This is a genomic window from Streptomyces sp. NBC_01320, from assembly GCF_035974375.1.
Lineage (GTDB): Bacteria > Actinomycetota > Actinomycetes > Streptomycetales > Streptomycetaceae > Streptomyces > Streptomyces yanii.
Window position 1 is genome coordinate 3,405,715 of record NZ_CP108390.1, and the last position, 26,922, is coordinate 3,432,636.

Annotated in this window: 20 protein-coding genes and 1 pseudogene; 9 read left to right on the plus strand and 12 right to left on the minus strand. The window is 70.7% G+C overall.

Going from position 1 to position 26,922, the window contains the following annotated elements:
- Positions 1 to 22: 22 nt before the first annotated feature.
- Complete coding sequence (locus tag OG395_RS15600; protein ID WP_327243479.1) at positions 23 to 1,114, minus strand: hypothetical protein; 1,092 nt, start codon at positions 1,112 to 1,114, stop codon at positions 23 to 25.
- A 181-nt stretch (positions 1,115 to 1,295) separates the two neighbouring features.
- On the opposite strand from OG395_RS15600, the gene OG395_RS15605 reads away from it, so the two are divergent.
- The 3 genes and pseudogenes from OG395_RS15605 (at position 1,296) to OG395_RS15615 (ending at position 4,015) form a co-directional block, all read left to right on the plus strand.
- On the plus strand, positions 1,296 to 1,478 hold the full coding sequence (locus tag OG395_RS15605; RefSeq protein ID WP_327243480.1) for a hypothetical protein: 183 nt from the start codon (positions 1,296 to 1,298) through the stop codon (positions 1,476 to 1,478).
- Positions 1,479 to 1,574: 96 nt separating this feature from the next.
- A pseudogene (locus OG395_RS15610) lies at positions 1,575 to 2,420 on the plus strand (lipoate--protein ligase family protein); the annotation flags it as partial.
- Between the two features lie 143 nt (positions 2,421 to 2,563).
- Positions 2,564 to 4,015 (plus strand): aldehyde dehydrogenase family protein, encoded by a 1,452-nt coding sequence (locus OG395_RS15615; RefSeq protein WP_266979717.1) that lies wholly within the window; start codon positions 2,564 to 2,566, stop codon positions 4,013 to 4,015.
- Between the two features lie 6 nt (positions 4,016 to 4,021).
- On the opposite strand, the gene OG395_RS15620 is transcribed toward OG395_RS15615, so the two are convergent.
- The 4 genes from OG395_RS15620 to phnA form a co-directional block, all read right to left on the minus strand.
- A complete protein-coding gene (locus tag OG395_RS15620) occupies positions 4,022 to 6,172 on the minus strand; it encodes a zinc ribbon domain-containing protein (protein ID WP_327243481.1) in 2,151 nt (716 codons plus the stop codon).
- A gap of 402 nt (positions 6,173 to 6,574) precedes the next feature.
- Entirely contained in the window at positions 6,575 to 7,708 is a 1,134-nt protein-coding gene (locus OG395_RS15625; protein ID WP_327243482.1) for a TIGR03364 family FAD-dependent oxidoreductase, read from the minus strand.
- Between the two features lie 100 nt (positions 7,709 to 7,808).
- Complete coding sequence (locus OG395_RS15630; RefSeq protein WP_327243483.1) at positions 7,809 to 9,164, minus strand: MFS transporter; 1,356 nt, start codon at positions 9,162 to 9,164, stop codon at positions 7,809 to 7,811.
- Positions 9,165 to 9,312: 148 nt separating this feature from the next.
- Complete coding sequence (gene phnA, locus OG395_RS15635) at positions 9,313 to 10,569, minus strand: phosphonoacetate hydrolase (protein WP_327243484.1); 1,257 nt, start codon at positions 10,567 to 10,569, stop codon at positions 9,313 to 9,315.
- A gap of 197 nt (positions 10,570 to 10,766) precedes the next feature.
- Between phnA and OG395_RS15640 the strand changes: the two genes are divergently transcribed.
- The gene (locus OG395_RS15640) at positions 10,767 to 11,681 is read left to right on the plus strand and encodes a LysR family transcriptional regulator (RefSeq protein ID WP_327243485.1); all 915 of its coding nucleotides are present in this window, start codon (positions 10,767 to 10,769) and stop codon (positions 11,679 to 11,681) included.
- A gap of 24 nt (positions 11,682 to 11,705) precedes the next feature.
- Here OG395_RS15640 and OG395_RS15645 read toward each other — a convergent pair whose 3' ends face one another.
- Together OG395_RS15645 and OG395_RS15650 are read right to left on the minus strand one after the other, a co-directional pair.
- Positions 11,706 to 12,389, minus strand: a complete 684-nt coding sequence (locus tag OG395_RS15645; RefSeq protein ID WP_327243486.1) for a response regulator transcription factor — start codon at positions 12,387 to 12,389, stop codon at positions 11,706 to 11,708.
- Positions 12,386 to 13,525 (minus strand): sensor histidine kinase, encoded by a 1,140-nt coding sequence (locus tag OG395_RS15650; RefSeq protein WP_327243487.1) that lies wholly within the window; start codon positions 13,523 to 13,525, stop codon positions 12,386 to 12,388. Before OG395_RS15650 ends, OG395_RS15645 begins: the two co-directional genes overlap by 4 nt.
- 168 nt (positions 13,526 to 13,693) lie before the next feature.
- Between OG395_RS15650 and OG395_RS15655 the strand changes: the two genes are divergently transcribed.
- Positions 13,694 to 14,677: a carboxymuconolactone decarboxylase family protein gene (locus tag OG395_RS15655; RefSeq protein ID WP_327243488.1), complete on the plus strand. Its 984-nt coding sequence runs from the start codon at positions 13,694 to 13,696 to the stop codon at positions 14,675 to 14,677.
- Positions 14,674 to 15,483 (plus strand): class I SAM-dependent methyltransferase, encoded by an 810-nt coding sequence (locus OG395_RS15660; RefSeq protein WP_327243489.1) that lies wholly within the window; start codon positions 14,674 to 14,676, stop codon positions 15,481 to 15,483. Before OG395_RS15655 ends, OG395_RS15660 begins: the two co-directional genes overlap by 4 nt.
- A gap of 11 nt (positions 15,484 to 15,494) precedes the next feature.
- Here OG395_RS15660 and OG395_RS15665 read toward each other — a convergent pair whose 3' ends face one another.
- Positions 15,495 to 16,931 (minus strand): amidase, encoded by a 1,437-nt coding sequence (locus OG395_RS15665; RefSeq protein ID WP_327243490.1) that lies wholly within the window; start codon positions 16,929 to 16,931, stop codon positions 15,495 to 15,497.
- 206 nt (positions 16,932 to 17,137) lie between these two features.
- Here OG395_RS15665 and OG395_RS15670 point away from each other — a divergent pair, with 206 nt between their 5' ends.
- Complete coding sequence (locus OG395_RS15670) at positions 17,138 to 17,704, plus strand: hypothetical protein (protein WP_327243491.1); 567 nt, start codon at positions 17,138 to 17,140, stop codon at positions 17,702 to 17,704.
- A 70-nt stretch (positions 17,705 to 17,774) separates the two neighbouring features.
- Here OG395_RS15670 and OG395_RS15675 read toward each other — a convergent pair whose 3' ends face one another.
- From OG395_RS15675 to hydA, 4 genes are all read right to left on the minus strand, one after another.
- Complete coding sequence (locus OG395_RS15675) at positions 17,775 to 18,128, minus strand: hypothetical protein (RefSeq protein ID WP_442818756.1); 354 nt, start codon at positions 18,126 to 18,128, stop codon at positions 17,775 to 17,777.
- A 289-nt stretch (positions 18,129 to 18,417) separates the two neighbouring features.
- The gene (locus tag OG395_RS15680) at positions 18,418 to 19,977 is read right to left on the minus strand and encodes an NCS1 family nucleobase:cation symporter-1 (protein WP_327243492.1); all 1,560 of its coding nucleotides are present in this window, start codon (positions 19,975 to 19,977) and stop codon (positions 18,418 to 18,420) included.
- 80 nt (positions 19,978 to 20,057) lie between these two features.
- Positions 20,058 to 21,059 carry a TIGR03842 family LLM class F420-dependent oxidoreductase gene (locus OG395_RS15685; RefSeq protein ID WP_327243493.1) on the minus strand — a complete coding sequence of 334 codons (1,002 nt, stop codon included), beginning with the start codon at positions 21,057 to 21,059 and terminating at the stop codon, positions 20,058 to 20,060.
- A gap of 11 nt (positions 21,060 to 21,070) precedes the next feature.
- Positions 21,071 to 22,471 (minus strand): dihydropyrimidinase, encoded by a 1,401-nt coding sequence (hydA, locus tag OG395_RS15690; RefSeq protein ID WP_327243494.1) that lies wholly within the window; start codon positions 22,469 to 22,471, stop codon positions 21,071 to 21,073.
- A 680-nt stretch (positions 22,472 to 23,151) separates the two neighbouring features.
- Between hydA and OG395_RS15695 the strand changes: the two genes are divergently transcribed.
- Positions 23,152 to 24,231 carry a mechanosensitive ion channel family protein gene (locus OG395_RS15695; protein WP_327243495.1) on the plus strand — a complete coding sequence of 360 codons (1,080 nt, stop codon included), beginning with the start codon at positions 23,152 to 23,154 and terminating at the stop codon, positions 24,229 to 24,231.
- A 511-nt stretch (positions 24,232 to 24,742) separates the two neighbouring features.
- Positions 24,743 to 26,632: an alkaline phosphatase family protein gene (locus tag OG395_RS15700; protein ID WP_327243496.1), complete on the plus strand. Its 1,890-nt coding sequence runs from the start codon at positions 24,743 to 24,745 to the stop codon at positions 26,630 to 26,632.
- The last annotated feature ends 290 nt before the right edge of the window (positions 26,633 to 26,922 follow it).

Sequence of the window (26,922 nt, forward strand, 5' to 3'; positions counted from 1 at the left end):
GCGTTCGCGTCGCGGGACGCGCTCAGCTCGCGTCGGCCAGACTCCACAGGTGCACGGCCGTGCGGTCCTCGGCGAGGGTGGCCCACAGGCCGGGGCCGGCCGGCAATGGGCTGCCCGAGACCGGCAGGGAGTAGACGATCCGCCCGCGCAGGGCGAGTGTGCCCGGGTCCACGAGCCAGTGACGGGGCTCGGCGGTGTGCCCATCGGTGCTGACGACGGCGCCGTCCTCGTAGGGGTAGGCGCCCTCGTAATCCCAGCGCGCCATGTCCTCACCCGGCGCGGGTGGCACGACATCCCTGGCGTTGAGGCGTCCGGCCTCCTGCGCGCCGGGGGACTCGTGCAGATACAGCGCCCACTGGCCGGGATCCGTGCACAGGAAGTGCCCACCGGACGGACTGACGTCCTGCAGCAGTACCCCTTCGATGCGTTCGAAGCCCAGGTCGGTACCGTCCCAATGCCCCCACAGGGAAGGGGAGTCCTCATGCCCCTCACCGACGGTCAGTCCCATGTACGAGCCGTCGGGATGCGGGAAGTGGGCGGACGCCGAACCCACGGTCGAGGTCCTGGTCCGGCCGAGCACCGACCCGTCGGCCGCGTCGAGGACCAGCCACTCCTCGTGCGGCCAGTCCTGTGCGTGCCGCACATGGGCCCACACCAGCTTGCCGTCCGGGCTGAACGCGGCGGAACCGCGGCCTGCGCGCCGATGCCGCGGGTCGTCCGCGTACTCCTCGAACGAGGCATGGGCCGCCGTGCACTTGGCGGCGGACCAGCACCCGTGCGGGAGCTCCCAGTGGACCTTGCCTGTCCGGTCCACGGCCCGTACGGCGTGCACGCCGCTGAACACGGCGAGGTCGCCCGTGGGAGAGACGGTGACATCGCCGAAGGGCCGAGGCCAGGGGGCGGGGAAGCGGAACTCGGCGCCGTGCTCCTGCCCTGTCGGGCCGAGCCCGACCACGGCGAGCTCGTCGTCCCCGCGCTGGACGAGCAGCCTGTGGCCGGGCCCGTACTGGATGCGCGGAGCGTCGGCGTCCGCGGCGCCGAGGGGGGTGGGGACCGCGGCAACGAGGCGGGCCGTGTGTGCCACAGCGGCCGCGTCTATGGGATCGGTGGACATGGACGGCATACTTCCACACCCGAGTGGCAGGTAGCGTGCCGCCGCGGGGAGAGCCGCGGGATCCGGACCGAGGCGAACGTCGACGTGAATGCGCAGGCGCACGTCGCCACGGAGCCGCCCACGCTCGACGTGTCGTCCTTGGACCACGTTCTCGAGGCCGGCCTCGAAGTGCCGTCGGGCCGTGCAGCAGCAGAACCTGGCGCGGGCTGTGGAGACGGGTATCGCAGCGGACGAGTCCGAGGAGACGATGGAACGGATCCGGATCGACGTCTGGCCGGCGGAGTTCGCGCCGGTGCAGGTCCTGAAGCAGTGGAGTGCGTGGACCTTGGCATACATACCTCAGTGGCTGAACTCCTCCTCGTGAGAGGAGGACGGCGTCTTCGACCTGGACGCGGACGCTGTCGCGGCAGAGTCCGGCCGGCCCGCTCCCGTGCGCCGAGCGCGAGAGGTGGCCGACGAATCGACCACGATGCTCGGGCTGACAGCGGAGGGCGTCGGCATCGCCGTCCGGCGTGCTCTGGCCCACGCGACCGAGTGGAGCGACTACGACTGGCAACTGGTGCACACGGAGCCACAGGCACCAGCCCTGCACATGGCACTGGACGAGGTGATCACCGCCGAGGTGGCCGCTGAGCGGCGACCCCCGACTCTACGGGTATGGGAGTGGGCCTCACCTGCTGTGGTGATCGGCAGCTTCCAGTCCCTGCGGAACGAGGTGGACCCCGAAGGGGCCGCGAAGCACGGGATGACCGTGGTTCGCCGCATTTCCGGTGGTGGGGCCATGTTCGTGGAACCGGGCAACACCATCACGTACTCGCTCTCCGTCCCCGACTCCCTGGTCTCCGGCCTCTCCTTCGCCGACAGTTACGCCTATCTGGACGACTGGGTGCTCGAGGCGCTCGGCGACATGGGCATCAAGGCCTGGTACCAGCCGCTCAACGACATCGCCACGGACGCCGGGAAGATCGCGGGCGCGGCGCAGAAGCGAGTGGTCGGCGGAGAGGGCGCCGTGCTGCACCACGTGACCATGTCGTACGACATCGACGCCGACAAGATGCTCGACGTGCTCCGGATCGGCAAGGAGAAACTCTCCGACAAGGGCACCAGGAGCGCCAAGAAGCGCGTCGACCCGCTGCGGCGGCAGACCGGTCTGACGCGCGAAGCCGTCATCGAGCGGATGATCGACTCCTTCCGGACCCGGCACGGCCTCACCCGGGGGAACGTGACGGACGAGGAGATGGCGCGGGCCGAGGAGCTCGTGGCGACGAAGTTCGGGACCGAGGAGTGGACCGCACGCGTCCCGTAGGGCTCCGCCCCGCCGCTCCGGACCCCCCGATAGGTCGATGCTATCGGGGGCATTCGCCAATCGCGCATTGTGACAGCCCTTCTCCTGCGCCAGCCTGACCTGGTCCGGCACTGCTGCCGGTGGGTCCAAATGAAGGGGAGGGCATGTCACAGCACCTTCGGCTCAACTTCATCGACGGACAGTGGGTCCCCGCGGAGTCGGGGCAGGTCCGGGAGAACGTCAATCCTGCCGATTTCGCCGATGTGATCGGTGAGTTCACCGAATCCGGCGGTGTCGACGTCGACCAGGCGGTCGACGCGGCCGCCGCCGCACTTCCGTCCTGGCGCGGCCGTGGCCCGATCGAACGGGCCGCGTATCTGACCGCGGCCGGCCGCATCCTCGGCGAGCGGGCCGCGGAGGTCGCCGCCGTGATCACCCGCGAACAGGGCAAGCTGCTGAGCGAGGCGCGCGGCGAAGTGAACCGGGCGCGGGCCGTGCTGGAATTCACCGCCGGTCAGGCGCGACTGCTCGGTGGGGTGACTGCCCCCGCGGAGGAGGAGCGCACCTTTGCTTACACCTTCAGGAAGCCCATCGGGGTCGTGGGGCTGGTGTCGCCGTGGAACTTCCCCCTCGCGATCCCGATGTGGAAGGTGGCACCCGCGCTGCTGTCCGGCTGCACGGCGGTGCTCAAGCCGTCCCCGCTCACCCCGCTGACCTCGGCGCTCCTGGTGGATATATTCCAGCAGGCGGGGCTCCCCGGCGGGGTGCTGAATCTGGTCCAGGGCGATGTGGCGGCGGGCGAGGCACTGGTCGCCAACCCTGCTGTCGCGGGCATCAGTTTCACCGGATCGCTGCCGGTCGGCACCGCCATCCACGCCGGTGGTGCGCATCGGCTGCTCCGCACCCAGCTCGAACTCGGCGGCAAGAACGCGCTGATCGTGTGCGACGACGCCGATCTCGCCAAGGCCGTGGACGCCGTGGTGCACGGAGCCTTCGGTCAGGCGGGGCAGCGCTGCTCGGCGACGAGCCGGGTGGTGGTCGACGTACAGGTACGGGAGGAGTTCCTCGACCGGCTCGTCGGGCAGGTCGCGGGGCTGCGGGTGGGGCCCGGGGACGATCCCGCGTCCCGGATCTGCCCGGTGGTCAACACCGCACGCACGGAAGCGGCGTTGGCAGCCGTCGCCGGCGCGCAGCGCGACGGTGGCAAGGTGCTGTGCGGAGGCGGGCGGGAACGGCGTGACGACCTGCCCGAGGGCTGCTACGTGCAGCCGACCGTCATCCGTGATGTGCCGTGGGACAGCGAGCTGGCCCAGGAGGAGGTGTTCGGACCAGTGCTGGCCGTCGTCGACGCTGACGGGTTCGACGAGGCCATGACGATAGCCAACTCAGTGAAGTACGGGATGTCGGGGACCATCTTCACCGCGTCCCAGTCGCGGGCGTTCGAGGCGATCGACCGGTTCGAGGCGGGGATGCTCCATGTGAACCGTCCCGGTGTCGGGGCCTACGCCCATCTGCCGCATGTCGGTTCGAAGGCCTCCCAGTACGGGCCGCCGGAGTGCTCCCCCGAAGTGTGGGACTTCTACACCGAGTGGCACTCGGCCTGCATCGCCTACTGAGCGTCTCTAGAACTCTGTGTGTGCCTGTGGTTTCCGGGCTTTTCGGGCGCGGCGTGGCCGTGTGCGGTCGCCTGGGCGGGGTCCGATCCTCGGGGTGAGGGGGTGGACTGCGGTGGCGTGCAGGTGGTGGAAGCCGGTCCGCTCGGCGGCGCGGGTGCGTCGTCGACAGGTTCTGCGTGAGAGCCGCCTGCGTCCGGGTGGAGGAAGGTCTTCCTCAGGCCGTACATGGGCGGGTACTCCATGACCTGACACCGGCCCGGTGGGGGTGGGTGTCGTGGTGTCATGCCCCGCCGGACGCTGGACCATCCCGGTGGGGGTGGTGGCGGGGACCGTACGCGCGTCGGGCATACGGCGGGAAGTCTTCGGGCCCGGGGCCTGCCCTCGGGCGGCGTGCCGGGTGTCTCGGCCACCAGGGCCAGTGGGCCTGCTGGGGGTGGGGTGACCCTTGCCCGGGGTGGTCTTCGGCCCGTGCGGGCGGGGCGGGGCCGTCTGTGCTTGGTGTTGGCGGCGCATGCGGCGGGTGGTCTTCTTCGGGCGGCGGACCGGGGTCACGGTGCCGTCGACGGTGGTGCGGATGGTGCGGGTGTGGGTGGTGGGGTCGGTGGTGGTGTGGGTCTGGGCGAGCAGGCCGCGGGAGACGATCCGGCGGGCGGCGGCATGGTCGCGGTCCATGGACAGCCCGCACCGGGTGCAGTGCGCCCATCTCCAGCCGCGTTCGGCCAGCCGGTCGGGGGCAGGGTGGTGGGTCAGGGCGCCCAGGCAGCCGGGGCACAGCCTGGAGGTCCCGCGGGCCGGGACGGTGACCACCGCGATGCCCGCCTTCGCGGCCAGGTACCGCATCGCCTCGGCCACCGTGCCGCGCACCTGCCCCGACAGGCGGGCATTGCCACGTCGGTGGCCTCGGGCCTCCAGGGTGGCGAGGTCTTCGAGGTAGATGACGCTCGCGCCGAGCGCTGCCGCCTGGTCGACGGCCCAGCGGGCCGCCGCCCGGGCCAGTGCGTCGTTCAGGTGCCGGATCCGGGCACACACCCGCCCGTGCTCGACCTCCAGCACCCGGGCCCGATCGAGGTGTTCGCCCCAGCGAAGGTGCGGGGAGCCGAGGCCGTCCGCGAGGGCCCGCTGGTGATCGCGCTTGGCGGCGAGGTGCTCGCGGACGCCGCGCAGCCGGTGCAGGGTGGCGCTGACGGTGGTGGCGTCGAAGATCAGGGGCCGCCCGTCGGTGAGAACCCGCCGGGTCTGTCCTTTGCCGGTCAGGCGGCCGAGCGTGCCGGTGAGCAGGGTGCCCACACCCCAGTCGAAGCCGAGTGCCACGGTATGCCCGCTCGCTTTGGTGGCCGGGGCGGGCCGGGAGTGCGGCAGGTCCACCGCGATCCTCCCGGCCCGGGTGGGGCGCAGGGTGGGGGTGTGCAGCACCGAGTCCACCCCGACGGTGCCGGGCAGGCGGATGTCGATCACGTGCCAGGCCCAGTCACGGCCCGAGGCGGGAGCCGCACACAGCGGAAGCTTGAGACGCAAACGGGCGGTGGTCTCGTCCACCCTGGCCAGGGTGACCTGCTGGCGGTCCATCGCGGCAAGCAGCACCAACTCGCCGACCTGCGGCGGCCCCTCCAGCACGCACAATCCGGCGGGCCGGTACCCGTGCTCGGCCACGTACGCACGGATCTGGCGGGTGCGGTTGCGGATTTCGGCACCGCTCACACCGGCGGGCAGCAGCTTCCGCAGCGCCGCCCACTCCGCCTCGGTGCGCCGCCTCGGATCGGTGGGCCAGGTGGCCAGGATCGCGGTCACGATGGTGCGCCGGTGCAGGGCCAGACGCAGAGCCCGGGCCGCGTACTCCTCGGCACCGCGGCGCACCCGGTCCGACACATACACCCCGGCCGGGAGTGTGACGGCCTGCGGCCAGTCCAGGCGGCGCATCGCCATCCACCCCTTGGACGGCAGCGCCTCGCCCCGCTCGTCCGCCCCGGCGGCCAGCACGTCCAGCGAGTCCTCGTCCCACCGCGAAGCCACCAGAGCACCGGTCAGCTCCTGACTCAACCGGGCCCAAAACCCCACCCGTTCGAACAGCAAGCCCTGCCCGACCCGCTCACCGCTGCTCTCCAGGACACCACGGAAGGCGGTACAGGTGGCCGTCGCCATCAACTTGGCCACACCCATCCCCCCTTCCTTTTCCGCACGATCCCGGTCAGTCCCCCGAAGCGGCCACCCCCGGCGCTTTGATCGGACTAACGAACGACCCTCACACAAGGACACGGCCTTACCGTGTCCCGTCGATCCGCCCGAGCCCTCCGCACCCCGGGGCACCGCAATGCACGGGGAAACCAAGATCGTCGACGTCCCACGACGCAGAGAAGGAGGAACCCCCCTCACAACAACAGCGGAAACCGTTACCAGGAAGGAGGAAACGGGTGGGAGAGTCCGAGGAACCGTCCCAATAACGCGAAGCAGCATCAACCAGCCTGCTTAAGCCAAACCCCCAACAGTTGAAGACCCTCCGCACGGCCCGGAACATGCCGATGCCCCTCATCTGCCGGGCAGATGAGGGGCATCGACGTGACGTCACGTGCTGATGACGTCCTCCGCCAGTCCGAACGAGAGCGTCATCCCCGCCCCGCCGACCCCGTTGACCACGGTGACGCCCGGTTCCGGCTCGACGACCAGTTCGGTCCGGCCGTCCCGCAGCGACGGGTAGTAGCCCACCCAGCGCTCGGTGATCCGCGGGTCGGGCAGCACGGCGAACGTATCGAGGTAGTCGAGGACCGCCTGGTTGATCGCCTCGTCCTCGAACGGGTCGAGGGTCTTGGCGTACGCGTGGCTGTCACCGATCGTCAGACGGCCGTCGGCCGTCTGGGAGAGCAGCACATGAATGCCGTTCTCCCGGTGGAAGGGCAGTTCGAGTCCCATCCGCTCGGCGAGCCGGGCCTTGGACGTGCAGTCGTCGAACGCCGCGTAGTGCAGCAGGGTCAGCCCGCCGCAGAGCATCGGGCCGAGCTCCCAGCCTTCCGGCTGGGGGCCCGTCCGCATCATCTGGAGCTTGCAGCGCACCAGGCCGCTCTCGGCGAAGACGTCGGGGTACAGGGTCTCGAAGTCGTTGCCGCTGCAGACGTAGGCCCGGTCGACCGACCAGTCGCCGTCGGTCGTCTCCACGGTCGGCAGATTGATGCCCCGGACCGTCGCCCCGAACCTGATGTCGACGCCGTACTCGGCAACCAGATGCGAGGCGAGTGCCGGGATGGCCCGGCGCGGGTCGACGTTGAGCTCGGTCGGGCTCCACATCGCGGCGAGGAGCCCGCCGACGCGGGTCGTGCCGGAGCGCTCCAGCGTCTCCCGCGGCGTGATCATCCTGACGCCCCGTTCCCGGGCGGGCGGCGTGGTCGCGACAAACTCTTCGAGCACGTCCACCTCGTCGGGGTGGTGGGCCAGGTGCAGTGATCCGGTCTCGGCGGCCCACAGGCCGGTCTTGGCGGCGGTCTCCAGCCAGATCTCACGGCTGCGCAGCGCCCGCTCGTACGTCGCGCCGCGCTGCTGGCCGATGGACCAGATCATGCCGAAGTTCCGGATGGAGGCGCCCACGGCGTAGTCGTCGCGCTCGAACAGGACGACTCGGTCGCCGCGGCGGGCGGCGGCCAGCGCGTGTGCGAGGCCGACGATTCCGCCGCCGACGACAGCGGTGTCGGCTCGGTTCACAGTCATGGTGATCCCCTTCTCAAGGCGTACGGGATGAGGGTGCGCGGTCCGGTGGCGTACGGGGTTCGGCGGCGTACCGGCCGACGGCGTACGGCCCGTGGCGTGCTCACGCGGTGCGCGGAAGCCGGTTCCAGTGGGGCAGCATCAACAGCCCGGCGAGCAGCGCGGCCCCGGCGAAGCCGGTGAACAGGACGCCGCCGGAGAGGAATCCCGGCAGCAGCCCGCCGAGGATCGCACCGATCGAACCGCAGCCGTTGACCAGTCCGGCGGCCGTCCCCGCGCCCTTGGCGCTGCCGAAGTCGACCGCTGCGACGCACGAGATCATGGCGTCGGCCGCATAAACGGAGAGACCGATCACCGCAAGCACCGCGATCATCACCTCGGCGCTGCCGGCGGCGGTGAGCGGCATGAACAGAGCGAGGGCGGCAGTCAGTACACCGAGCGCGATGACGCAGGCGGGTGCCCGCCGGGACTGGAAGAACCGGTCGGAGACCCAGCCGACGAGAATCGGGGCGAGGATGCCCGCGACGCCGAAGGCGACGGGGATGAGGGTGGCGCCGACCTTGTCGATCTCGGGCAGCCGACGGCTGACGATCACCGGTCCCCAGAGCAGGATGGCGTACCGCGCGGGCTTGAGCAGGAAGTACGAGAGTCCGAGTGTGAGCACCATGCGGTCGCGCAGCGTCTCCCGGTAGAGGGCGAGACCGGTGAGAGAGGGCTCGGTCGGGACGGGTTCGGGCGTGGTGCCGGATTCGGGGTCCGTCTCCTCGGTGGGCTCGACCAGACCGACGTCCTGCGGGGCGTTGCGCTGGAAGAGCACGAAGAGCAGCAGGACCGCGGCGAGTGTGGCCGCGCCGGCCAGGAACGCCGCGTGCCAGCTGTCGAAGACCGAGTACGCGACCCAGCCGAGGAACGGCGGTGCGGCCAGGCCCCCGAACGCGTAGTTGGTGGACCACAGCCCCAGGATCCGGCCGCGTTCGGCCACGGTGAAGAAGTTGCCCATGTTCTTGCAGAGCGGCGCCCACCCGGCCGACTGCGACAGTCCCTGCAGGACCATCGCACCGCCGAACACCAGGAGTGCGCTGCTCACGCCCATGATGCAGGCGGCGGCGACGGCCCCGATCATGCCGCCGATGACGACGACGCGGGGGCCGAACCGGTCGGCCCACATGCCCCACAGGAACTGCCCGGCCGCGTAGGCCGCGAGGTAGACGGCGTCGATGACGCCCAGCGCACGCTCGGTGAGCACGGTGTTGACGGCGGGATCGTCGAGGATGCCGAGTTTCGCGACGGAGAATGCCTGCCGTACGAAGTAGAAGCCTGCGTAGGCGATCCAGGTGATCGCGAAGATCTGCCGGCGCCAGCGGGCGGCGCGTGCGCTCCGCAGGAGCGGCGAGATCCGGTCCAGTGCGTCGCGGGTGGTGACGGGTGATCCTTGGTTCTGTGGTACGAGGTCGGCCATGGCGGGGTCCTGTCCTCGATGTGCGTGGTTGGGGAGATGAGCGGTTCGGTGGGGCGGTCCGCAGGCATGAGAAGGGCATGGCACGGCCCCGGCGCGTGCCTCGGCAGCGCGCCGGGGCCGGGTCCTTGGGGGTGGTACGGCGGTACGGTCAGGAGGTGAGCGGCCGTCCGGCTGCCAGGGCGTTGCCGACCCAGTAGGCGTCGAAGTTGCGCAGCCGGTGTCCGTCGGGGAGCGGACCGGTCGGCGCGTTCACGAGGAACGGCACGCGTTGTTCGGTGAGACCGCCGTGTGAGCGCAGCGGCTCCTTGAAGCCGGAGATGTCGTGCCGGGCGGGCGTGGTGCCGAGCGCCGTGTTGCGGGTGGCGATGACGACGAGGTCGCCGATGCGGTCGCCGGGGAGTTCGAAGCGCTCGCAGGCCTCCTCGCGGGTGAGGACGGTGTCCACGCCCTCCAGGGCGGCGAGTTCGGCGAGCAGACCGGCCCGGTCCGTGCCGTCCGGCAGGTGCACGGTGGCGTACGAGCCGAGCGCCCCGTGGTGGACGGTGTACGGGTCGGTGATGGGCAGGATGACGCGGGCGGCTCCCGCGCCGAGCCGGGTGTCGAGCAGGTCCTGGAGGAAGACGACCTGGGCCGCGCCGTCGGCGTCGCTCTTGGCGTTCATGCCGTGATCGGCGGTGATGACGAGGACCGCTCCGAGTGCGTCGATCCGCTCGAAGTAGCTGTCGAGCATGGCGTAGAAGTCGTTGGCGACGAGTGATCCCGGCGCATGCTTGTGCTGGATGTAGTCCGTCAGGGAGAGGTACATCAGGTCGGGGCGGTCCTTGGCCAGTATGTCGGTGCCCGCGGCCATGACGAGCTCGCTGAGCTCGGCGCTGTACACCGAGGGCAGTTCCATGCCGACGCGTTCGAGGACCTTGCTGATCCCGTGGGACTCGTCGGTCACCTGGTCGGCCTTCTCGGCGGAGAAGCAGATGCCGTCGGTGAGGTCGCGGCCGAGCAGCCGGCGCAGCTTGTCCTTGGCGGTGATGACCGCGACCTTGGCACCTGCCTGCGAGAACGCGGCGAACAGGGTCGGCACCCGGAGCAGCTCCGGGGCATTCATCATGATCTCGGTGCCGGACGTCGTGTCGTAGAAGTAGTTGCCGCAGATGCCGTGCACGGCGGGCGGCGCACCCGTGGCGATGGAGATGTTGTTGGGATTGGTGAAGGACGGCATGGTGCAGTCGGCCCGCAGATCGCTGCCCCGTGCCAGCATCCGCTCGAGGAAGGGCATCCTGCCGTCCGCGATCGCCCGCTCGTGGTAGGCGTCCTCACTGCCGTCGATGCAGACCACGACGACGGGCCGCCGGGGCCACGCGTAGCCGCGCCCGTTGACCTCGAACTGCTCGGCAACAGATTCCTTCATGTACGGATCCACCCCTGAGGTCGAAGTACCGAGGCGGTGGTTGCCGCCTCACAGCTCATGGGTAGCACCCGGCGCGGGGCGGGCAGAACCACCGGGATCGCTATAGCCGTCATAGCCGCATCCGCCCTGCCGCACCCCCTCCCCACCAGGCCGGATCGGGGCTAGGCTCCGCGCCGACGATCAACTTAGGGAGGCGTGTGGAACTCAACCTCCACCGGTTGTGGATCTTTATGCAGGTGGTCGAGCACCAGGGATTCTCGGCGGCCGCGCACAAGCTGTACATGAGTCAGCCGTCGGTCTCCAATCAGGTGCGCCGGTTCGAACAGTCCTTGCGCGTCACGCTGATCGACCGGTCGGGGGCCAGGATCAGGCCGACGGCCGAGGGCGAGGTGCTCGCCGAGTACGGCCGACGGGTCTTCCTCCTCGCCGACGAGGCGGTCGCCGCCGTGCAGCAGGTGAGTGGACTGACGTCCGGGCGGCTGCTGGTGGGCGGCACGACGACGGTCGGCACGTACCTGCTGCCGCCGCTGCTCGCCCGGTTCCAGGAGCGGCATCCGGGCATCGAGTGCGACATTTTCGTCGGCAACAACGAGGCTGTGCTGGAGCGGTTGTTGTCGGGTGCCATCGGGATCGCGGTGGTGGCGGGAGCGCCGACGGCCGCGCAGCTGGTGCCGGAGACCGTTCTCGACGAGCGGCTGGTGCTGATCGCCGCGCCCGGCCATCCACTGGCGGACGCGGGCGAGGTCCGGCCGCAGGACCTGTCGGAGTCGCGGTTCCTGCTGCGGGAGCCCGGATCCCAGACCCGGGAGCTGCAGGAACAGGTCCTGGCGGAATGGGAGTTGACGGAGGTTCCGCACGGAGACATCTGGGGTCCCGAGGCCGTCAAGCAGTGCGTGGCGGCGGGGCTCGGGGTGTCGCTGATCTCGGAACACGCCGTGGTGGACGATGTGCGCGCCGGATCGCTCGCCGTCCTTCCGGTGACTCCGCAGCCCCGGTCCCGTCCCGTCAGTCTGGTGCGACGGCGCGACCGGGTGCTGTCCCCGGCGGAGCGTGCGTTCATGGGACTGCTCCGTGAGATCGGCCGCTGGCCGCAGGAGCTTCCGGGCCGATGATTCCGTCGGGGGCCCCGGAACGTCTCAGGGGAGGGGGTCCCGCGGCGCGACGAGACCCGACTCGTAGGCGAAGACGACGAGTTGGGCCCGGTCCCGGGCGCCCAGCTTCGTCATCGCCCGGCTGACATGGGTCTTTGCGGTGAACGGGCTGATCACCATGTGCGCGGCGATCTCCTCGTTGGTCAGCCCACGTGCGGCCAGCGCGCTCACCTCGCGCTCGCGGCGGGTCAGGGTCTCGAAGCCGGGGGCCGTGGTCCGGTCGGGCGGCCGGGAGACGAACTCGCCGATCAGGCGGCGGGTGATGGCGGGCGACAGCAGCGCGTCGCCACGGGCCGCGACGCGGATGGCCTGGAGGAGTTCGGCGGGCTCGGTGTCCTTGAGAAGGAACCCGGCGGCCCCGGCGCGCAGCGCGTCGAAGACGTACTCGTCGAGCCCGTAGTTGGTGAGGATGACGACGTGGACGCCGGCCAGCAGCGGGTCGGCGGCGATCTCGCGGGTGGCCTCGATGCCGCCCATCACGGGCATCTGTACGTCGACGAGGGCGACGTCCGGGGCGTGGTGCCGGGCGAGTTCCACTCCCTGACGGCCGTCGGCTGCCTCGCCGATCACTTCGATGCCGTCCTCGGCGTCCAGCAGGGCGCGGAATCCGGCGCGCATCAGGGCCTGGTCGTCGACGATCAGCACCCGGATCGCTTCCTGGTGTGTCATACCGGGTTTCCCCTTGTCCGCAGGGGCAGTTCGGCGCGTACGGAGAAGCCGCCGGCCGGGCGTGGTGCGGCGGCGAGGGTGCCACCGAGGGCCCTGACACGCTCGCCCATGCCGGTGAGGCCGGTGCCCGCGGTGACGGCATCGCCGGGGGCGCAGGGACCCTGATCGTCGACGCTCACGGTCAACACGTGCTCCCCGTAGATGATTTCGACGGTCGTCCGGGCGCGGTCGGCGTGCCGGGCCACATTGGTGAGTGCTTCCTGCACGATGCGGTAGGCGGCCCGGTCGACGTCCGACGGCAGGGTGCGTTCGACTCCGGTGACGGTGACGGACAGTGCGATGCCCGCGGTACGGGCCCGCTCTGCCAGCTCGTCGATACGGTCCAGCCCCGTGCCCGGCTCCACCACATCGGTGCGCAGTACCTCCAGGGTCGCGCGCAGCTCCCGCATCGCTTCGCCGCTCGCCTCCTGGATCGCGAGCAGCGCGGGCTCCACCTCACTGCCCCGCTTGCGGGCCAGGTGAACGGCAACTCCCGCCTGAAGCTTGACGATCGAGATGGAGTGGGTCAGCGAGTCGTGCAGCTCCCGGGCGATCCGCAGCCGCTCCTCCCCGGCCCGGCGCAGCGCCGTCTCGTCACGGCTGCGTTCGGCGTCGAGCGCCCGCTGCTCGGTCTGGCGGAGATAGGCCTGCCAGTTCTTGTCGATGAGTCCGGTGACGCCGGCGCAGAGGAACCAGCCGAGCAGCAGCACGGTCCGCTCGACGGTGTCCTGCGCGCTGGGTGCGGCGACGATCAGGACCATGAAGTACCCGGCGAGAAAGAGGGCGCCCGCGGCGATGCCCCACACACGGTGTCCGCTGCGCGCCGCCGCATGCACGGCGGCCAGCACGGGGAACGCCGCCCAGGTTCCGGGGTGCGCGTGCACGACGTACCCCAGCATGGAGACGGTGGTGACGGCGAGCACGGCGCGCGGCGCCTGCCGGTGGCCGGTGAGAGCCAGGCTACCGACTGCGACAAGCAACAGGTCGAGGGTGTCCGGCCCCGAGGCGGCGTAGGCCGCGGCGAGAACCGCCGCGCCGATCGCGACGGCCAGTCCAGTGTCCAGCAGGTGAGTCCGCCGGCCGATGTCCCCCTGCATGCGCCGCACCCTAACTCCCGTGCAGCGGCGTGGTCATCATCCTGCGGGACGGACTCCGCACTACTCCCGGGGCAGTAGTCAGGGCCACCGCCGGTCGGCCGGGACCATCCTCAACTGCCTTCGACCGTACGACGACCGGGCACCGTCCGACGGGTGAGCATCGTCACCATGACCGGACCCTTTCGCTACACCTCACCCGAACCACCGACGTCGGCGACCGGAGTGGTCGCCGATGTCTACGCACAGCTGGCCACCGACTTCGGTATCGACCGCGCCGCGACCTTTGTCGTCCTGTCCGCCGCGCCGCCGCTGCTGACCGGCACCTGGGCCGTCATGCGGGAGTCCCTGCTGGCCGGGCAGGCGTCGCGCACCGGAAAGGAGGTGGTGGCGGCCGGGGTGTCGCTCGCCAACCGGTGCCCGTTCTGCGTCACCGCGCACACCGTGCTCCTGCATGCCACCGGCGACCACACCCTGGCCGAGAGAATCGCCCGCGGCGAGCAGCCCGAGGACTCCCGACACCGTCAACTGCTGGCGTGGGGCAAGGACATGAGCACGCCGCAGCCGTTCCCGTCCGGGGAGGCACCGGAGTACATCGGGACGGCGCTCGCCTTCCACTTCATCAACCGGATCGTGTCGTCCCTGCTGACCGAGGAGATGCTGCCCGGGGGCGCCGAGAAGTACCGCCTGGTACGGAGCGTGGCGGGCCGGTCGCTGGCCCGTACGGTCCGCCGCGAACTGGTTCCCGGCGAGAGCCTGGCCCTGCTGGAGACCGAGGGGGCGGCGCCCACGTGGGCGGCGGACACGCCGATCGGCACCGCGTTCGGCGCGCTGCGCGCGGCGGCGCACCTGGGTGCGGGGCTGCTCAGCGACGAGGACGCGGAGCTGGTACGGGCGTCGGTGGCGGCCTGGGACGGCGTCGCACCGCTTCCCCTGCACGGCGGGGAACTACCGGCCCGGGCGGAGCGGCCGGGCGCACGGCTTGCGCTGCTCGCGGCGCGCGCCCCGTACCGGATCACGGACGAGGACGTGGCGGCCTGGCTGGCGCCGCCGTTCACCGATCACTGCCTGGTTCATCTGATCGCGTTCGGCGCGATCTGCGCCGTCGAGCGCATCGAGGCCACCCTGATCACAAGGACCGAGGAGCACGCATGACTGCCACCGACGCGTGGAACGGACCGATCGGCCGGCACTGGGCCGACCATCCCGACCGCTACGACGCCATGCTGGCCCGCTTCGACGAGCCGCTGTTCGACGCCGCGGCGATAGGCGCGGACGACCGGGTCGTCGACATCGGCTGCGGCAGCGGGCCCTCGACCCGGATCGCCGCCCGGCGCGCCCCGCGGGGCCGGGTCACCGGCGTCGATGTCTCCGTGCCGCTAATCGAACGCGCCAGGGCTCTCACCGACCCCCAGGAATTCCCCTCCGTCTCCTACGAGTTGGGGGATGCACAGGTCCATCCGTTCGAGCCGGGCGGCTATGACGTGGCGATCAGCCGGGGCGGCGTGATGTTCTTCGCCGACCACATCGCGGCGTTCACCAATATCGCGCGCGCCCTGCGCCCCGGCGGCCGGCTGGCGTTCATCTGCCCGCAGCCCCCGCTGCCGGACAGTGCGGAGCGCGAGGCGCTCGGGCTGCTGGCTTCCCTGCTGGGACAGGAGCACCCGGTGGAGAACGCGGTGGCGGTGGCCATGGCCTCGCTCTCGGACCCGGAGCGCGTCCGGAAGGTGCTGGGCGCGGTGGGCTTCGAGGAGATCGGCATCGCCCCCGTGACGGCCACGACCTGCTGGGGACGGGACGCTGCGGACGCGGTGGACTTCTTCGTCTCCCGTACGCCGGGTCTCACCGTCTCCGACGCCACCCGGGCCTCGATGACGGACAGCCTGCTGCCGTACGAGACGGCGGAGGGTGTGCTGCTGCGGGCGGGGGTGTGGGTGGTCGACGCCCGCCGCCCGCTCTGACCGGTGGCGCGTCAGGAGCCCGTGGGGGCAGGCGGCCGGTGCTCGTACCAGCGCTGATCGGCCTCCAGCTGTGCGGCGAGGGAGATCAGCAGCTCCTCGCTGCGGGAGGGACCGAGCAGCTGGGCGCCGACGGGGAGCCCGTCGGCGGTGAACCCGGCCGGGACATTGATGCCGGGCCAGCCCAGCACGTTCCACGGCCAGGCGTACGGGCACGCCTCGGTGATCGCCACATCGGTGCGCCAGGCGCTCAGGCCGTCGAATGTGCCGATCCGGGGTGGGGGCGCGGCGGTGGTCGGGGTGAGCAGTACGTCGAACCGGGCTCCCACCCGGGGTGTGTGGAAGAGCGCACCGATCCTGCGCTGCTGGCGCACCTCCCGGGCCCGGGCCGCCCGCACCACCCTGCCCCCGAGCCGGGTGCCGGTGCGCAGGGCGCTGCGGGTGCGCGGGTCGAGGAGGGCGGGTTCGGGGTGGAGCGCGGCAAGTTCGGCGATCCCGGCCGTGGCACGGGGGACGAAGCCCAGACCGATCAGCCCGTAACGGGGCCTGGCCTCCTCGACCTGATGGCCGAGCCGGGCGAGCGCCTCGGCGAGTGCGGTGACGGCCCGTCGTACGTCGGGGTGGGGGGCGGTACCGGTGAGGGTGAGCGGGGGCCGCCAGGCGAGGGCGATCCGCAGCCGGCCGGGGTGGCGGCCCGCGGCGGCGGAGGCCGCGACGGGCGGGGGCCGGTGCGGGTCGCCGGGGTGCGGCCCTGCGACCGCGTCGAGCAGCAGGGCGGCATCGGCGACGGTGCGGGCCAGCGGTCCGTTGACGGTGAGGCCCTGGAAGGCGTCGTGGTGCGGGTGGACGGAGATCCGGCCGCGCTGCGGTTTGATGCCGACGAGATGGGTCCAGGCAGCGGGGATACGGATGGACCCGGCGCCGTCCGAGCCGAGCGCGGCGGGCACCAGCCCGGCGGCCACGGCCGCGGCCGAACCGCCGGACGAGCCGCCGGGGGTGTGGCCGGTGTTCCAGGGGTTGCGGGTGGCGCCGAAGGCGGCTCCTTCGGTGAAGGGCCACTGCCCGAGCTCGCAGGAGTTGGTCTTCCCGACGATCACGGCCCCCGCGGCGCGCAGGCGGCGGACGACCTCGCTGTCGGCGGTGGCCGCGGGCAGGTCGCCGCGGCAGCCGAAGTAGGTGGGCATTCCGGCGACATCGGTGTCGTCCTTGACGGCGACCGGCACCCCGAGCAGGGGCAGCCGCTCCCCCGCGGCGAGGCGCCGGTCTGCTTCGGCGGCCTCGGCGAGTGCTTCGGTGGCACGAAGGTGCCGGAAGGCGTTGAGGGTGTTCTGGCTCGCTTCGATGCGTTCGAGGGCGGCGGACACCTGCTGGGTCGAGGTGGTCCGGCCGTCGGCCAGCTCGCGTGCGCTGTCCGCCAGTCCGGTCGACTCCGTGAACTCTGCTGAGGACATGGGCTGTACGCCTCCCGGATTTCGGCGCGTGCCCGCGCCTTCCGAATCTGTCCGCCCAAGCGAACTTACTGGAGGGTAACGAGTAGCGGCCGGTCCACTCAACCGTTCCGCATGGAGTGTCAGTACCGCTTGCTGGTTTCTCCGGCTGGAGTGGACAGAACCGAACGGCTGGGGTGGGGGCCCGTGGAATCAGAGTTCGCGGGAGAGTGCGAGACGCGAGTGCACGCCTGGAACACCGGGCGGCACGGATGGGGCTGAAGCTCACCCTCATCGTCCTGGACCGCGGCGCCATGCCCGACCAGCCCATGCTGACCGAGACCGGGCGCGGCACCCTCACCGAGCGGCGGGCCGCCGCCCTGCTCCGTTCGGCCGAACTTCGGGCGGCGGGCTTCCCCGTCATACGGGTGAAAATCGAGGCCTCCCCCTGGAACGCGGACACACCGCAGACGGCGGACGAGGCTGCCTCGCTGTCCCCCGCCTGTAACTTCGAACACCACATCAAGCTGCTGCTGCCGGGGGAGCCGGAGGTGGCCACGGCGCGGGCCGTGGCCGAGCGGCACAGCGCGCACCTCTCGCGCAACGCCCGCCGTGCCGCGCGGCGTGGGCGCCACGAGCGGTTCGTCACCCAGCGCTGCCGCACGGTGCGGGACTGGCGGGTGGACCGGTCGGCGTTCCACGCCGACCACCGGTGGGTGGACGGCGACGCGGACGGGCTGCGGGAGCGGCTGGCGACGGCGCTCGCAGTCCTGTTGGAACGGACAGCCGCGCGGTGACGGACCCGGTCGGCCGAGGACGGTCGACACCACCACCGTGCTCACTCACTCCGCCTCCGGCGGACAGCCCTCAGGGCTGGACGCTGATCTCGCCGATCCCGGTGCCGATGCCCGCGCAGTGTGCGGTGGACTGGCCGGACTGGCCCGGGTTGAGGGTGACGTGTTCACCGTCCACGTCCGGCGACCAGCCGCAGACCAGGTGCACCCAGAAGGTCTGCGCCGTGGTGCCGTTGTTCCGGCACAGCGCGTATCCCGTGTAGTCGTCGATCTCGTGCTTTCCCGTGTCGCAGGAGAGGCCGGGTGGCGTCGCCATGGGTGTCACGGCGGTGGCGGCCGTCGCGGGTGCCGCGAGCGCCGCGGCCATTCCTGCGACAACGGCGACCCGCAGCACGGCCCCGGACGGACTCCCCATGCACAGCTTCATCGTTCGCATTTCCTCTTCCTGGTGACGGACTCGGTGCCCCGACACCGTCCCCCACCGTCCGTGACAGAAAACTGGGCTGGACCTCACCCTGTGTACGCGGGTGCGCGGCCGTTCCGGCCCGGGCGGACGCCCACATGGTCGGGCGCCGACACCGGACCGGGCCGGCATCTCCTTCCGTGAGAGGCGACGTGACCGGTCATCGCTCCGGCACGCGGACGTCGGCCCGGGCGACGGTGATCGTGCTCGGTCTCACGAGCGGCGGCGTCGTCGGCGGCCGAGACGCTCGACATCAGCGCGCTGCTGAGCCTTTCCCAGCAGCCGCTGTGACCCCGGACCGGCCACTGAGCAGCACGTACAGCAGCAGCGAGGAGGCCAGGCCGACCGCCCAGCCGTAGTCCGCGAGCGGTTTCAGGAACGGGATCAGGCCGTCGGCCGGGAACGGGCCCTTTCCGGGGGCGGAATGGGAACCGCCGATGGCCAGGACGCCGCCGACAGCGAAGGCACCGACGGCGCGCCAGTTCCAGCCGTCCGTGTACCAGTAGCGGCCGCCGGGGCTATAGAGATCGGCGAGGTCGAGTACGGTGCGTCGGACGATCCAGTAGTCGGCGATCAGGATGCCGGCCACCGTACCGAGCAGACCGCCGACCAGACCGAGCCAGGTGAAGATGTACAGCTCCGGGGTCTCGGTGAGCTTCCACGGCATGATCAGCACACCGACGACACCCGTGATCAGCGCGCCCGTACGGAAGTTGATGAGCTTGGGTGCGAGATTGGCCAGGTCGTACGCGGGTGACACCACATTCGCCGCGATGTTCACGGAGATCGTCGCGATCAGCACGGTCACCAGGGCGTAGAGCAGTCCGAAGACGTTGTCGGTCCTGGCGACGAGCTCGACCGGATCCCAGATCGCCTTTCCATAGACGGCCTGCGAGCCGGAGGTGACCAGGACCGAGAGGAGCGCGAAGAGCGTCATCGTGGTCGGCAGGCCCAGCGTCTGACCCCAGATCTGGGCGCGCTGACCGGCGCCGAAGCGGGTGAAGTCGGGGATGTTCAGGGAGAGCGTGGCCCAGAAGGCGATCATGCCCATCAGGGACGGGAAGAAGACCGGCCAGAAGTCCGCGCCCCAGCCGAGCTTCGAGGGCTGGTCGAGCAGCGGCCCGAAGCCGCCGGCCTTGACGGCGACCCAGACCAGCAGCACCAGGGCGCCGACGATGACGAACGGCGCCGCCCAGTTCTCGAACCGCCGCAGAGTGTCCATCCCCCGGTAGATGATGGCGAGTTCGACCGCCCAGAAGAGGGCGAAGCAGAGCCAGAGCGTCCAGGGCTGCCCGCCGATCTCGGAGGCGTTCGCCCAGCCACCGAAGATCTTCCCGAGCAGGGTGAAGATGCCGACGCCGCCGATCCAGGTCTGGATGCCGAACCAGGCGCAGGCGACCGCGGCCCGGATCAGCGCGGGCAGGTTGGCGCCGCGCAGACCGAAGGAGGCGCGGGCCAGCACGGGGAACGGGATGCCGTACTTGGGTCCGGCGTGGCCGGTCAGCAGCATCGGGCCGAGCACGATCAGGTTGGCCAGCGCGATGGTGAAGACGGCCTGCTTCCAGTCCATGCCGAGGGCGACGAGACCGGAGGCGAGCAGCCACGACGGGATGTTGTGGGCCATCCCGACCCAGAGGGCGGCGAAGTTGTAGGTGGTCCAGTTGCGCCGCTCCAGGGGAACGGGCAACAGGTCCTCGTTGATGAAGCGGTTGTCGGCGGGGACGGCCCCGGGGGCGAGTTCCACCCGGTCCGGCGGCGCGGATATGCGGTCCTGCGGTGGGATCGGTGGAGTGGGTGGGACGGTGGACGTCATGGCGGCTGGACCCTTCGCTCGGGAGCGGTGCCGTGCGGGCTGGGGAGAGGGGCGCGTACAGCCGTGGGGGGAGGCGCGGGTCAGGCGGACAGGGCGGGGATGATCTCGGAGCCGTACGCGTCGATCGTCGCTTCGCGCGCATCGTGCATGTTGTAGACGGCGAACTGGTCGACGCCCAGGTCGCGCAGCGCCCGGAGTTTCTCGATGTGTGCCTCGGCGGGGCCGAGGAGGCAGAACCGGTCGACGATCTCGTCGGGGACGAAGGCGGTGTCCGGATTTCCGGCGCGTCCGTGGTGGCTGTAGTCGTATCCGGCACGCCCCGCGATGTACTCGGTCAGTGCCTCGGGTACGAGGCCGGAGTGTTCGCCGTACCGGGACACCAGGTCGGCGACGTGGTTGCCGACCATGCCGCCGAACCAGCGGCACTGCTCGCGGGCATGGTCGAGGTCGTCGCCCACGTAGGCGGGGGCGGCGACGCAGATGGTCACGGAGTCCGGGTCGCGGCCCCCCTCCGCCGCCGCGTCCCGTACGGCCTTGATCATCCACTCGGTGAGGAACGGGTCGGCGAGCTGCAGGATGAATCCGTCGGCCTTCTGTCCGGCGAGGGCGAGCGCCTTCGGGCCGTACGCGGCCATCCAGACAGGCAGTCTGCCGCCCTTGACCCACGGGATCTGGACCGGCTGCCCGTCGACGGTCGCCTCCCGGCCCTCGGCGAGATCGCGGATGACGTCGATGGCCTCGCCGAGGCGGGCCAGGGTGTTGGGCTTGCGTCCGGCGACGCGCATCGCGGAGTCGCCGCGGCCGATGCCGCAGACGGTGCGGTTGCCGTACATGTCGTTGAGGGTGGCGAAGGTGGAGGCGGTGACCTCCCAGGTGCGGGTGCCCGGGTTGGTGACCATGGGGCCGACGATGAGGCGTTCGGTGTGTTCGAGGATCCGGCTGTAGATGACGAACGGTTCCTGCCAGAGCACCGCCGAGTCGAAGGTCCAGCCGTAGCGGAAACCGTTGCGTTCGGCGCGCCGCATCAGGCCCACGACGGCCGAGGCGGGCGGGTCGGTCTGGAGGACGAGTCCGAAGTCCATGGCAGGTGCTCCTAGTCCAGGTACTGGCTGGTGGCGCGCGGGATGTACATGCCGTGGCCGGCGCGCCCGGTGAACGTCCCCCGGTCGATGACGACTTCGCCGCGCGAGAGGACGGTCTCGACCTGTCCGGTGATCCGCTTTCCCTCGTACGCCGAGTAGTCGACGTTCATGTGGTGCGTCTCGGCGGAGAGGGTCTGCTCGGCGTGCGGGTCGTAGATGACGACATCGGCGTCGGCGCCCGGGGCGATGGTGCCCTTCTTCGGGTAGAGGCCGAACATCCGGGCCGGGGAGGCGCAGGCGATCTCGATCCAGCGCCGGCGGGAGATGTGGCCGTCCACGACCGCCTGATGGAGGAGGTCCATCCGGTTCTCCACGCCGGGCATGCCGTTCGGGATCTTCGAGAAGTCGCCGCGGCCCATCTCCTTCTGGCCGGAGAAGCAGAACGGGCAGTGGTCGGTGGAGACGACCTGGAGCTCGTTGTTCCGCAGGCCGCGCCAGAGCGCCTCCTGGTGTTCCTTCGGTCGCAGCGGGGTGGAGCAGACGTACTTCGCGCCCTCGAAGTCCGGCTCGGCGAGGTTGTCGGTGGAGAGGAAGAGGTACTGCGGGCAGGTCTCGCCGAAGACCGGAAGTCCCTTGTGGCGGGCGGCTGCCAGCTCGGCGACGGCCTCGTCGGCGGAGACGTGCACGACGTACAGCGGGGATCCGGCGACCCGGGCGAGCTGGATGGCACGGTGGGTGGCCTCGGCCTCCAGCGCCACCTTGCGGACGTCGCCGTGGTAGCGCGGGTCGGTGCGGCCCGCGGCCAGCGCCTGTTCGACGAGGACATCGATCGCGATGCCGTTCTCGGCGTGCATCATGATCAGCCCGCCGTTCCCTGCGGCCCGTTGCATGGCGCGCAGGATCTGGCCGTCGTCGCTGTAGAAGACACCGGGGTACGCCATGAACAGCTTGAAGGAGGTGACTCCCTCCGAGACGAGGAGGTCCATCTCCTTGAGCGAGGACTCGTTCACATCGGAGAGGATCATGTGGAAGGCGTAGTCGATGGCGCAGTTGCCGTCGGCCTTCGCGTACCAGGCGTCGAGTCCTTCGCGGACCGCGCGCCCCACGGTCTGGATGGCGAAGTCGACGATCGTGGTGGTGCCGCCCCAGGCGGCCGCCCGGGTGCCGGTCTCGAAGGTGTCGGCGGCGTAGGTGCCGCCGAACGGCATCTCCATGTGCGTGTGCGCGTCGACACCGCCCGGGATGACGTACTTGCCGGAGGCGTCGATGGTCCGGTCGGCGGTCCAGCTCGTGGCCGCGTCGGTGCCGTGCGCGGCGAGCGCGGCGATGCGGCCGCCCTCGATGAGTACGTCGGCGTGGATTTCGTCGGACGCGGTGACGACGAGGCCGCCGTGGATGACGGTGCGGCTCATGTACCCCTCCTCACTGTGGCGGAATGGGTCTACGCACGTAGATATGGTGCGTGATGAAGAACGTAGAAGTGGGTTACCCACTGTGGCAATACCGCTGCGGCTAACCGCTGAAGACGTTTACGTTTCCGGGCACGGCGTACACCGTCGGCCCAAAGCCGACGCCGCGTCTCGTCGTATACCGCCGGGCGGACTTGCCCCGGCTCTCCTGGCGGTCGTTCGGCCGCTCTGTGGACGGTCGGGCGACGCCGGAAGACCGGTCTCGACAGCTCCGGCCGGAACCGACCGGCACCTGAACACGGGCGGCCCCTCGGGAACCACACCCTCCGCAGCCCTTGAACTGTCCATCGACGGGGGTGACGCAAGGAACGAAGTCCGAGGAAGGCCATGAGACCCATGAACGTCACGAACCGCGGGAAGGCCCCCGTACTCTCGCACTCTGGACTGCCATCAGCACTTCCGCCCTGCTTGAGCCGACGCAGGGTCAGCCGCGGCGCTTTCGAACGCGTACGGCAGGATGGGCGATCGCGTCGGACCCCAGCCCGCACATCCGTGTCTCCCGGCGCGAACCGCACACCCGAGAATCGAACAGGTAAAACGGTGACGAAGCACCCCGTCCGGCGCCCGGAAACGGCGGCGGTTCCCCCCATCAGTCGTGTTCCCCGGACAGCGGGGGCGCAGCGGTGAACCGGGCTCTCACTCTCCACGACTTGATCGTCGCCGGTACAGCGGTGGCTGCCGGCATCGCGGCGGGCCTCCTGCTGCGCGTGACCCTGCGATGGCTGGGAGAACGAGCCAGCAGGACGCGTTGGCGCGGTGACGACGTCATCGTCGACGCCTTGCGGACGCTGGTCCCCTGGGCGGCGACAGCCGCCGGCGCGGCTGCGGCAGCCACGGCGCTTCCGCTGACCGCCAGGGTCGGGCACCACGTCACCATGACGCTGACCGCTTTGCTCATCCTGTCCGCGACGCTCACGGCGGCCCGGGTGATCACCGGTCTGGTGCGGTCCGTGGCGCAGTCCAGGTCGGGGGTGGCCGGATCGGCCACGATCTTCGTCAACATCACGCGCGTCGTGGTGCTGGCGATGGGCTTCCTCGTCATGCTCGAGACGCTGGGCGTCTCCATCGCGCCTCTGCTCACCGCGCTGGGCGTGGGCGGTCTGGCGGTCGCTCTGGCGTTGCAGGACACGCTGGCCAATCTGTTCGCGGGCGTGCACATCCTCGCTTCGAAGACGGTGCAGCCAGGCGACTACATCCGGCTCAGCAGCGGCGAGGAGGGCTATGTCGTCGACATCAACTGGCGGAACACCGTGGTGCGTCAGCTGTCGAACAACCTCGTGATCATCCCGAACGCACAGCTCGCCGGCACCAACATGATCAACTTCAGCCGGCCGGAACAGCGACTTTCGATCATGGTCCAAGTGGGTGTCGGCTACGACAGCGACCTCGAACACGTCGAGCGCGTCACGACCGAAATCGTCGAGAACGTGATGACCGACACCACCGGCGCCGTCCCCGACCACGAACCGGCCGTCCGGTTTCACACGTTCGGGGACTCCAGGATCAACTTCACGGTCATTCTGGGGGTCGGCGAGTTCAGCGACCAGTACCGGATCAAGCACGAGTTCATCAAGCGCCTGCACGAGCGATTCCGGGCCGAGGGCATCACGGTCCCCGCTCCGACGCGCACCGTGACTGTGCAGCCGGGAGCGGCGCCGGTCGCGATCCCTCACCAGCGCGAGGCGACGGAGTCGTTGTCGTAGCCGTGGTCGCGTCGCAGCCATGCGGCTGATCACGACTTCCCGGTCACACCGGTCCGGTCGCGCCGGCGGGCCGTCACACCGGCGACTTTCGGGCGAGCTTCGCACAGTACGGTCACCCCGCCGGGCAGTCCTTCGCGGTGTACGGCCACGCGTGGCGGCTGCGTCCGGATGTCCGCCGGGCGGGCCGCGGTACGGACCGTTCCGCTCCGCGTTGCACAACGCCGGCCGTCCGTGAACACCGCGCCGCACCCCCGACTGCTCAACCTCCGGCCAACAGCGCCTGAAACCCGATGAGTTCGCGTCGGATCACTCGGCGCGGCACCGTCGCCCCGCGGACGATAACAACCGAGTCAAAAATAACGTAATGGTTACGGGTCTGGTCCAAATGTTGGGTACGGTTCACGCGCTCGTCCCGTTTCGGGCGTGAGGCGATCACCACGGACGGCGAGTCTGTGGCGCGTCATCGAACACCCGTTGTCCGGTTTCCCCGCTTTCGATCCCGGAGGATCACGTGCCCATATCGCGCTCCGCGCGTACCGTGCTGGCCGCCGCCACCGTCGCCGCCGCCGCCCTTCCGCTGTCCGTCGCCCCGGTCGCCCACGCCGACGAGTCCCGGGCCGCCGCCGCGGCCCCGTACGCCGGTCTGCCGTCCGGCAGCAAGCAGGCGAAGACCCTCGTCATCGGCATCGACGGCGCCACGTTCGACGCCTTCGCCCGCGCGGACGTACCGCACCTCGAGCAGCTGATGTCCGAGGGGCTGACCGCGCGCAGCAACCTGTACGCGAACCCGATGGCCCCGACCGTCTCCGGCGCCGGCTGGTCGTCCATCGCCACGGGTGTCTGGCCCGACAAGCACAACGTGAAGGACAACAACTTCACCGCCCCGAACTACGGCCAGTACCCGGACTACGCGACCCGGTTGGAGGCCGCCGACCCGACCACGTCCACCCTGGTCGTCGGCACCTGGAGCCCGGTCCCGCAGATCATCTTCGGCTCGACGACGGATCTGCGGATCGCCGGCGGCAACGACGAGGGCACCACCGCGAAGGCCGCGGACTATCTCGCCCATGGCAATCCCGACTCCACCTTCGTCCACCTCGACGAGGTCGACGGCGCCGGGCACGCCTCCGGCAGCGCGAGCGACGCCTACCTCAAGGCGCTCAACACCGTGGACGGACAGGTCGGACGGCTGCTCGACGCCGTCGCCTCCCGGCCGACGTACGCCACGGAGAACTGGCTCGTCGTCATCACCGCCGACCACGGCCACACCCCGACCGGTGGCCACGGCGGCAACACCCCGCTGGAGCGCGGCACCTTCGTGATCGCCCGCGGCCGGGGCATCGAGCCCGGTTCGGTACGCGACGACGTCAAGATCACCGACATCGCGCCGACCGTTCTGCACCACGAGGGCGTCGCCATCGATCCCTCCTGGAACCTCGACGGCACCGCGCTCTCCGCCCTGAAGCCGGACGCCTTCGACACGCTGCGCGACACGCTCCGCACCCCCGTCGACGAGACGAAACTCCCCGCCGGCACCAAGGGGTGGACGAACACGGCCCCCGACGGCTGGACCATCGACAACTCGAAGATGCCGTCCGGTGGCGTCACCGAGTGGCGCGGCTGGTCCTTCGCCACCGACGAGTTCTGGACCAACGCCGAGCGCGGCCAGGGCCGCGAGACGAACGTCCGCGCCCGCAATGTGTTCGCCGTCGCCGACTCCGACGAGTGGGACGACAAGGCGCACGACGCAGGACAGTTCGACTCCACGCTCGTCAGCCCCGCCTTCCCGTTGAACGGTGCGGCCACGGCGAACGTCTCGTACGCCACGAACTACCTCGTCGACGGCCCGCAGACCGGTGACGTCTACGTCTCGTACGACGGTGGCGCGCCGCAGCTCGTGAAGTCGTACCGGGCGAACACCAACACGGTCGAGCACCTGCAGCTGAACATTCCGGCGGGCGCACAGTCGGCGAAGCTGAGCTTCCGCTACACGGGTACGAACAGTGCCTTCTGGACCGTCGACCAGGTTGCGTTCGGCCAGCCCAACCCGCCGTCGCAGCTCGCCGTCGCCTCCCTGAAGGCCGACACCGAGCTGCTCGGCCGGCCGGGCTCCGACGCCGCGTGGAAGGTCACCGCGGACGGCGCGGTCAAGACCGCACAGGGCGCTCCGGTGCGGGGTGCGAAGGTCGTCGCCGAACTGCGGTACGGCAACCAGGTGCAGAAGCTGACCGGCACGACGAAGATGGACGGCTCCGTCCGCTTCGGGGCGACCGTGCAGCAGGGCAACGCCGAGGCCACCCTCACCGTCACCGACGTGCGCTACCAGCACCTCGCGTACTACGGCGAACTCGACGCGGTCCGCAGCCTGGCCCTCACCCGCCCCACCGGCCACCGGGGCTGACCGACCGGCCGGGCCCCGGAGCCACCCACCGGGGCCCGGCCCCGTCGCGCACACGCCGGACAGCGGCCCCGGCCGCGCCGCTCCCGCGCCGGGTTACCGTGGCAGTTCCCGCCGGCGCGGCCCTCCACAGGCCGCCGGGGCACACAGCACAGCGGCCCCCCGCGCCACTGTGCGCTGCGCACAGGTCCCCGCCCCCGGGCCTGTCTACTGTGCCGCCATCCCCACCCGCTGAGGGGTGAGTCGGTCAGTACGAAAGCCTGGAGGACAGCCGGTGAGCGCGACAACTGCAC

Excerpts from the sequence above, each read along its gene's own strand:
- OG395_RS15600 (WP_327243479.1), bottom strand. The coding sequence starts at position 1,114 with ATGTCCACCGATCCCATAGACGCGGCCGCTGTGGCACACACGGCCCGC.
- OG395_RS15615 (WP_266979717.1), top strand. The coding sequence starts at position 2,564 with ATGTCACAGCACCTTCGGCTCAACTTCATCGACGGACAGTGGGTCCCC.
- OG395_RS15620 (WP_327243481.1), bottom strand. The coding sequence starts at position 6,172 with ATGGGTGTGGCCAAGTTGATGGCGACGGCCACCTGTACCGCCTTCCGT.
- OG395_RS15625 (WP_327243482.1), bottom strand. The coding sequence starts at position 7,708 with ATGACTGTGAACCGAGCCGACACCGCTGTCGTCGGCGGCGGAATCGTC.
- OG395_RS15630 (WP_327243483.1), bottom strand. The coding sequence starts at position 9,164 with ATGGCCGACCTCGTACCACAGAACCAAGGATCACCCGTCACCACCCGC.
- phnA (WP_327243484.1), bottom strand. The coding sequence starts at position 10,569 with ATGAAGGAATCTGTTGCCGAGCAGTTCGAGGTCAACGGGCGCGGCTAC.
- OG395_RS15645 (WP_327243486.1), bottom strand. The coding sequence starts at position 12,389 with ATGACACACCAGGAAGCGATCCGGGTGCTGATCGTCGACGACCAGGCC.
- OG395_RS15650 (WP_327243487.1), bottom strand. The coding sequence starts at position 13,525 with ATGCAGGGGGACATCGGCCGGCGGACTCACCTGCTGGACACTGGACTG.
- OG395_RS15655 (WP_327243488.1), top strand. The coding sequence starts at position 13,694 with ATGACCGGACCCTTTCGCTACACCTCACCCGAACCACCGACGTCGGCG.
- OG395_RS15660 (WP_327243489.1), top strand. The coding sequence starts at position 14,674 with ATGACTGCCACCGACGCGTGGAACGGACCGATCGGCCGGCACTGGGCC.
- OG395_RS15665 (WP_327243490.1), bottom strand. The coding sequence starts at position 16,931 with ATGTCCTCAGCAGAGTTCACGGAGTCGACCGGACTGGCGGACAGCGCA.
- OG395_RS15675 (WP_442818756.1), bottom strand. The coding sequence starts at position 18,128 with ATGAAGCTGTGCATGGGGAGTCCGTCCGGGGCCGTGCTGCGGGTCGCC.
- OG395_RS15680 (WP_327243492.1), bottom strand. The coding sequence starts at position 19,977 with ATGACGTCCACCGTCCCACCCACTCCACCGATCCCACCGCAGGACCGC.
- OG395_RS15685 (WP_327243493.1), bottom strand. The coding sequence starts at position 21,059 with ATGGACTTCGGACTCGTCCTCCAGACCGACCCGCCCGCCTCGGCCGTC.
- hydA (WP_327243494.1), bottom strand. The coding sequence starts at position 22,471 with ATGAGCCGCACCGTCATCCACGGCGGCCTCGTCGTCACCGCGTCCGAC.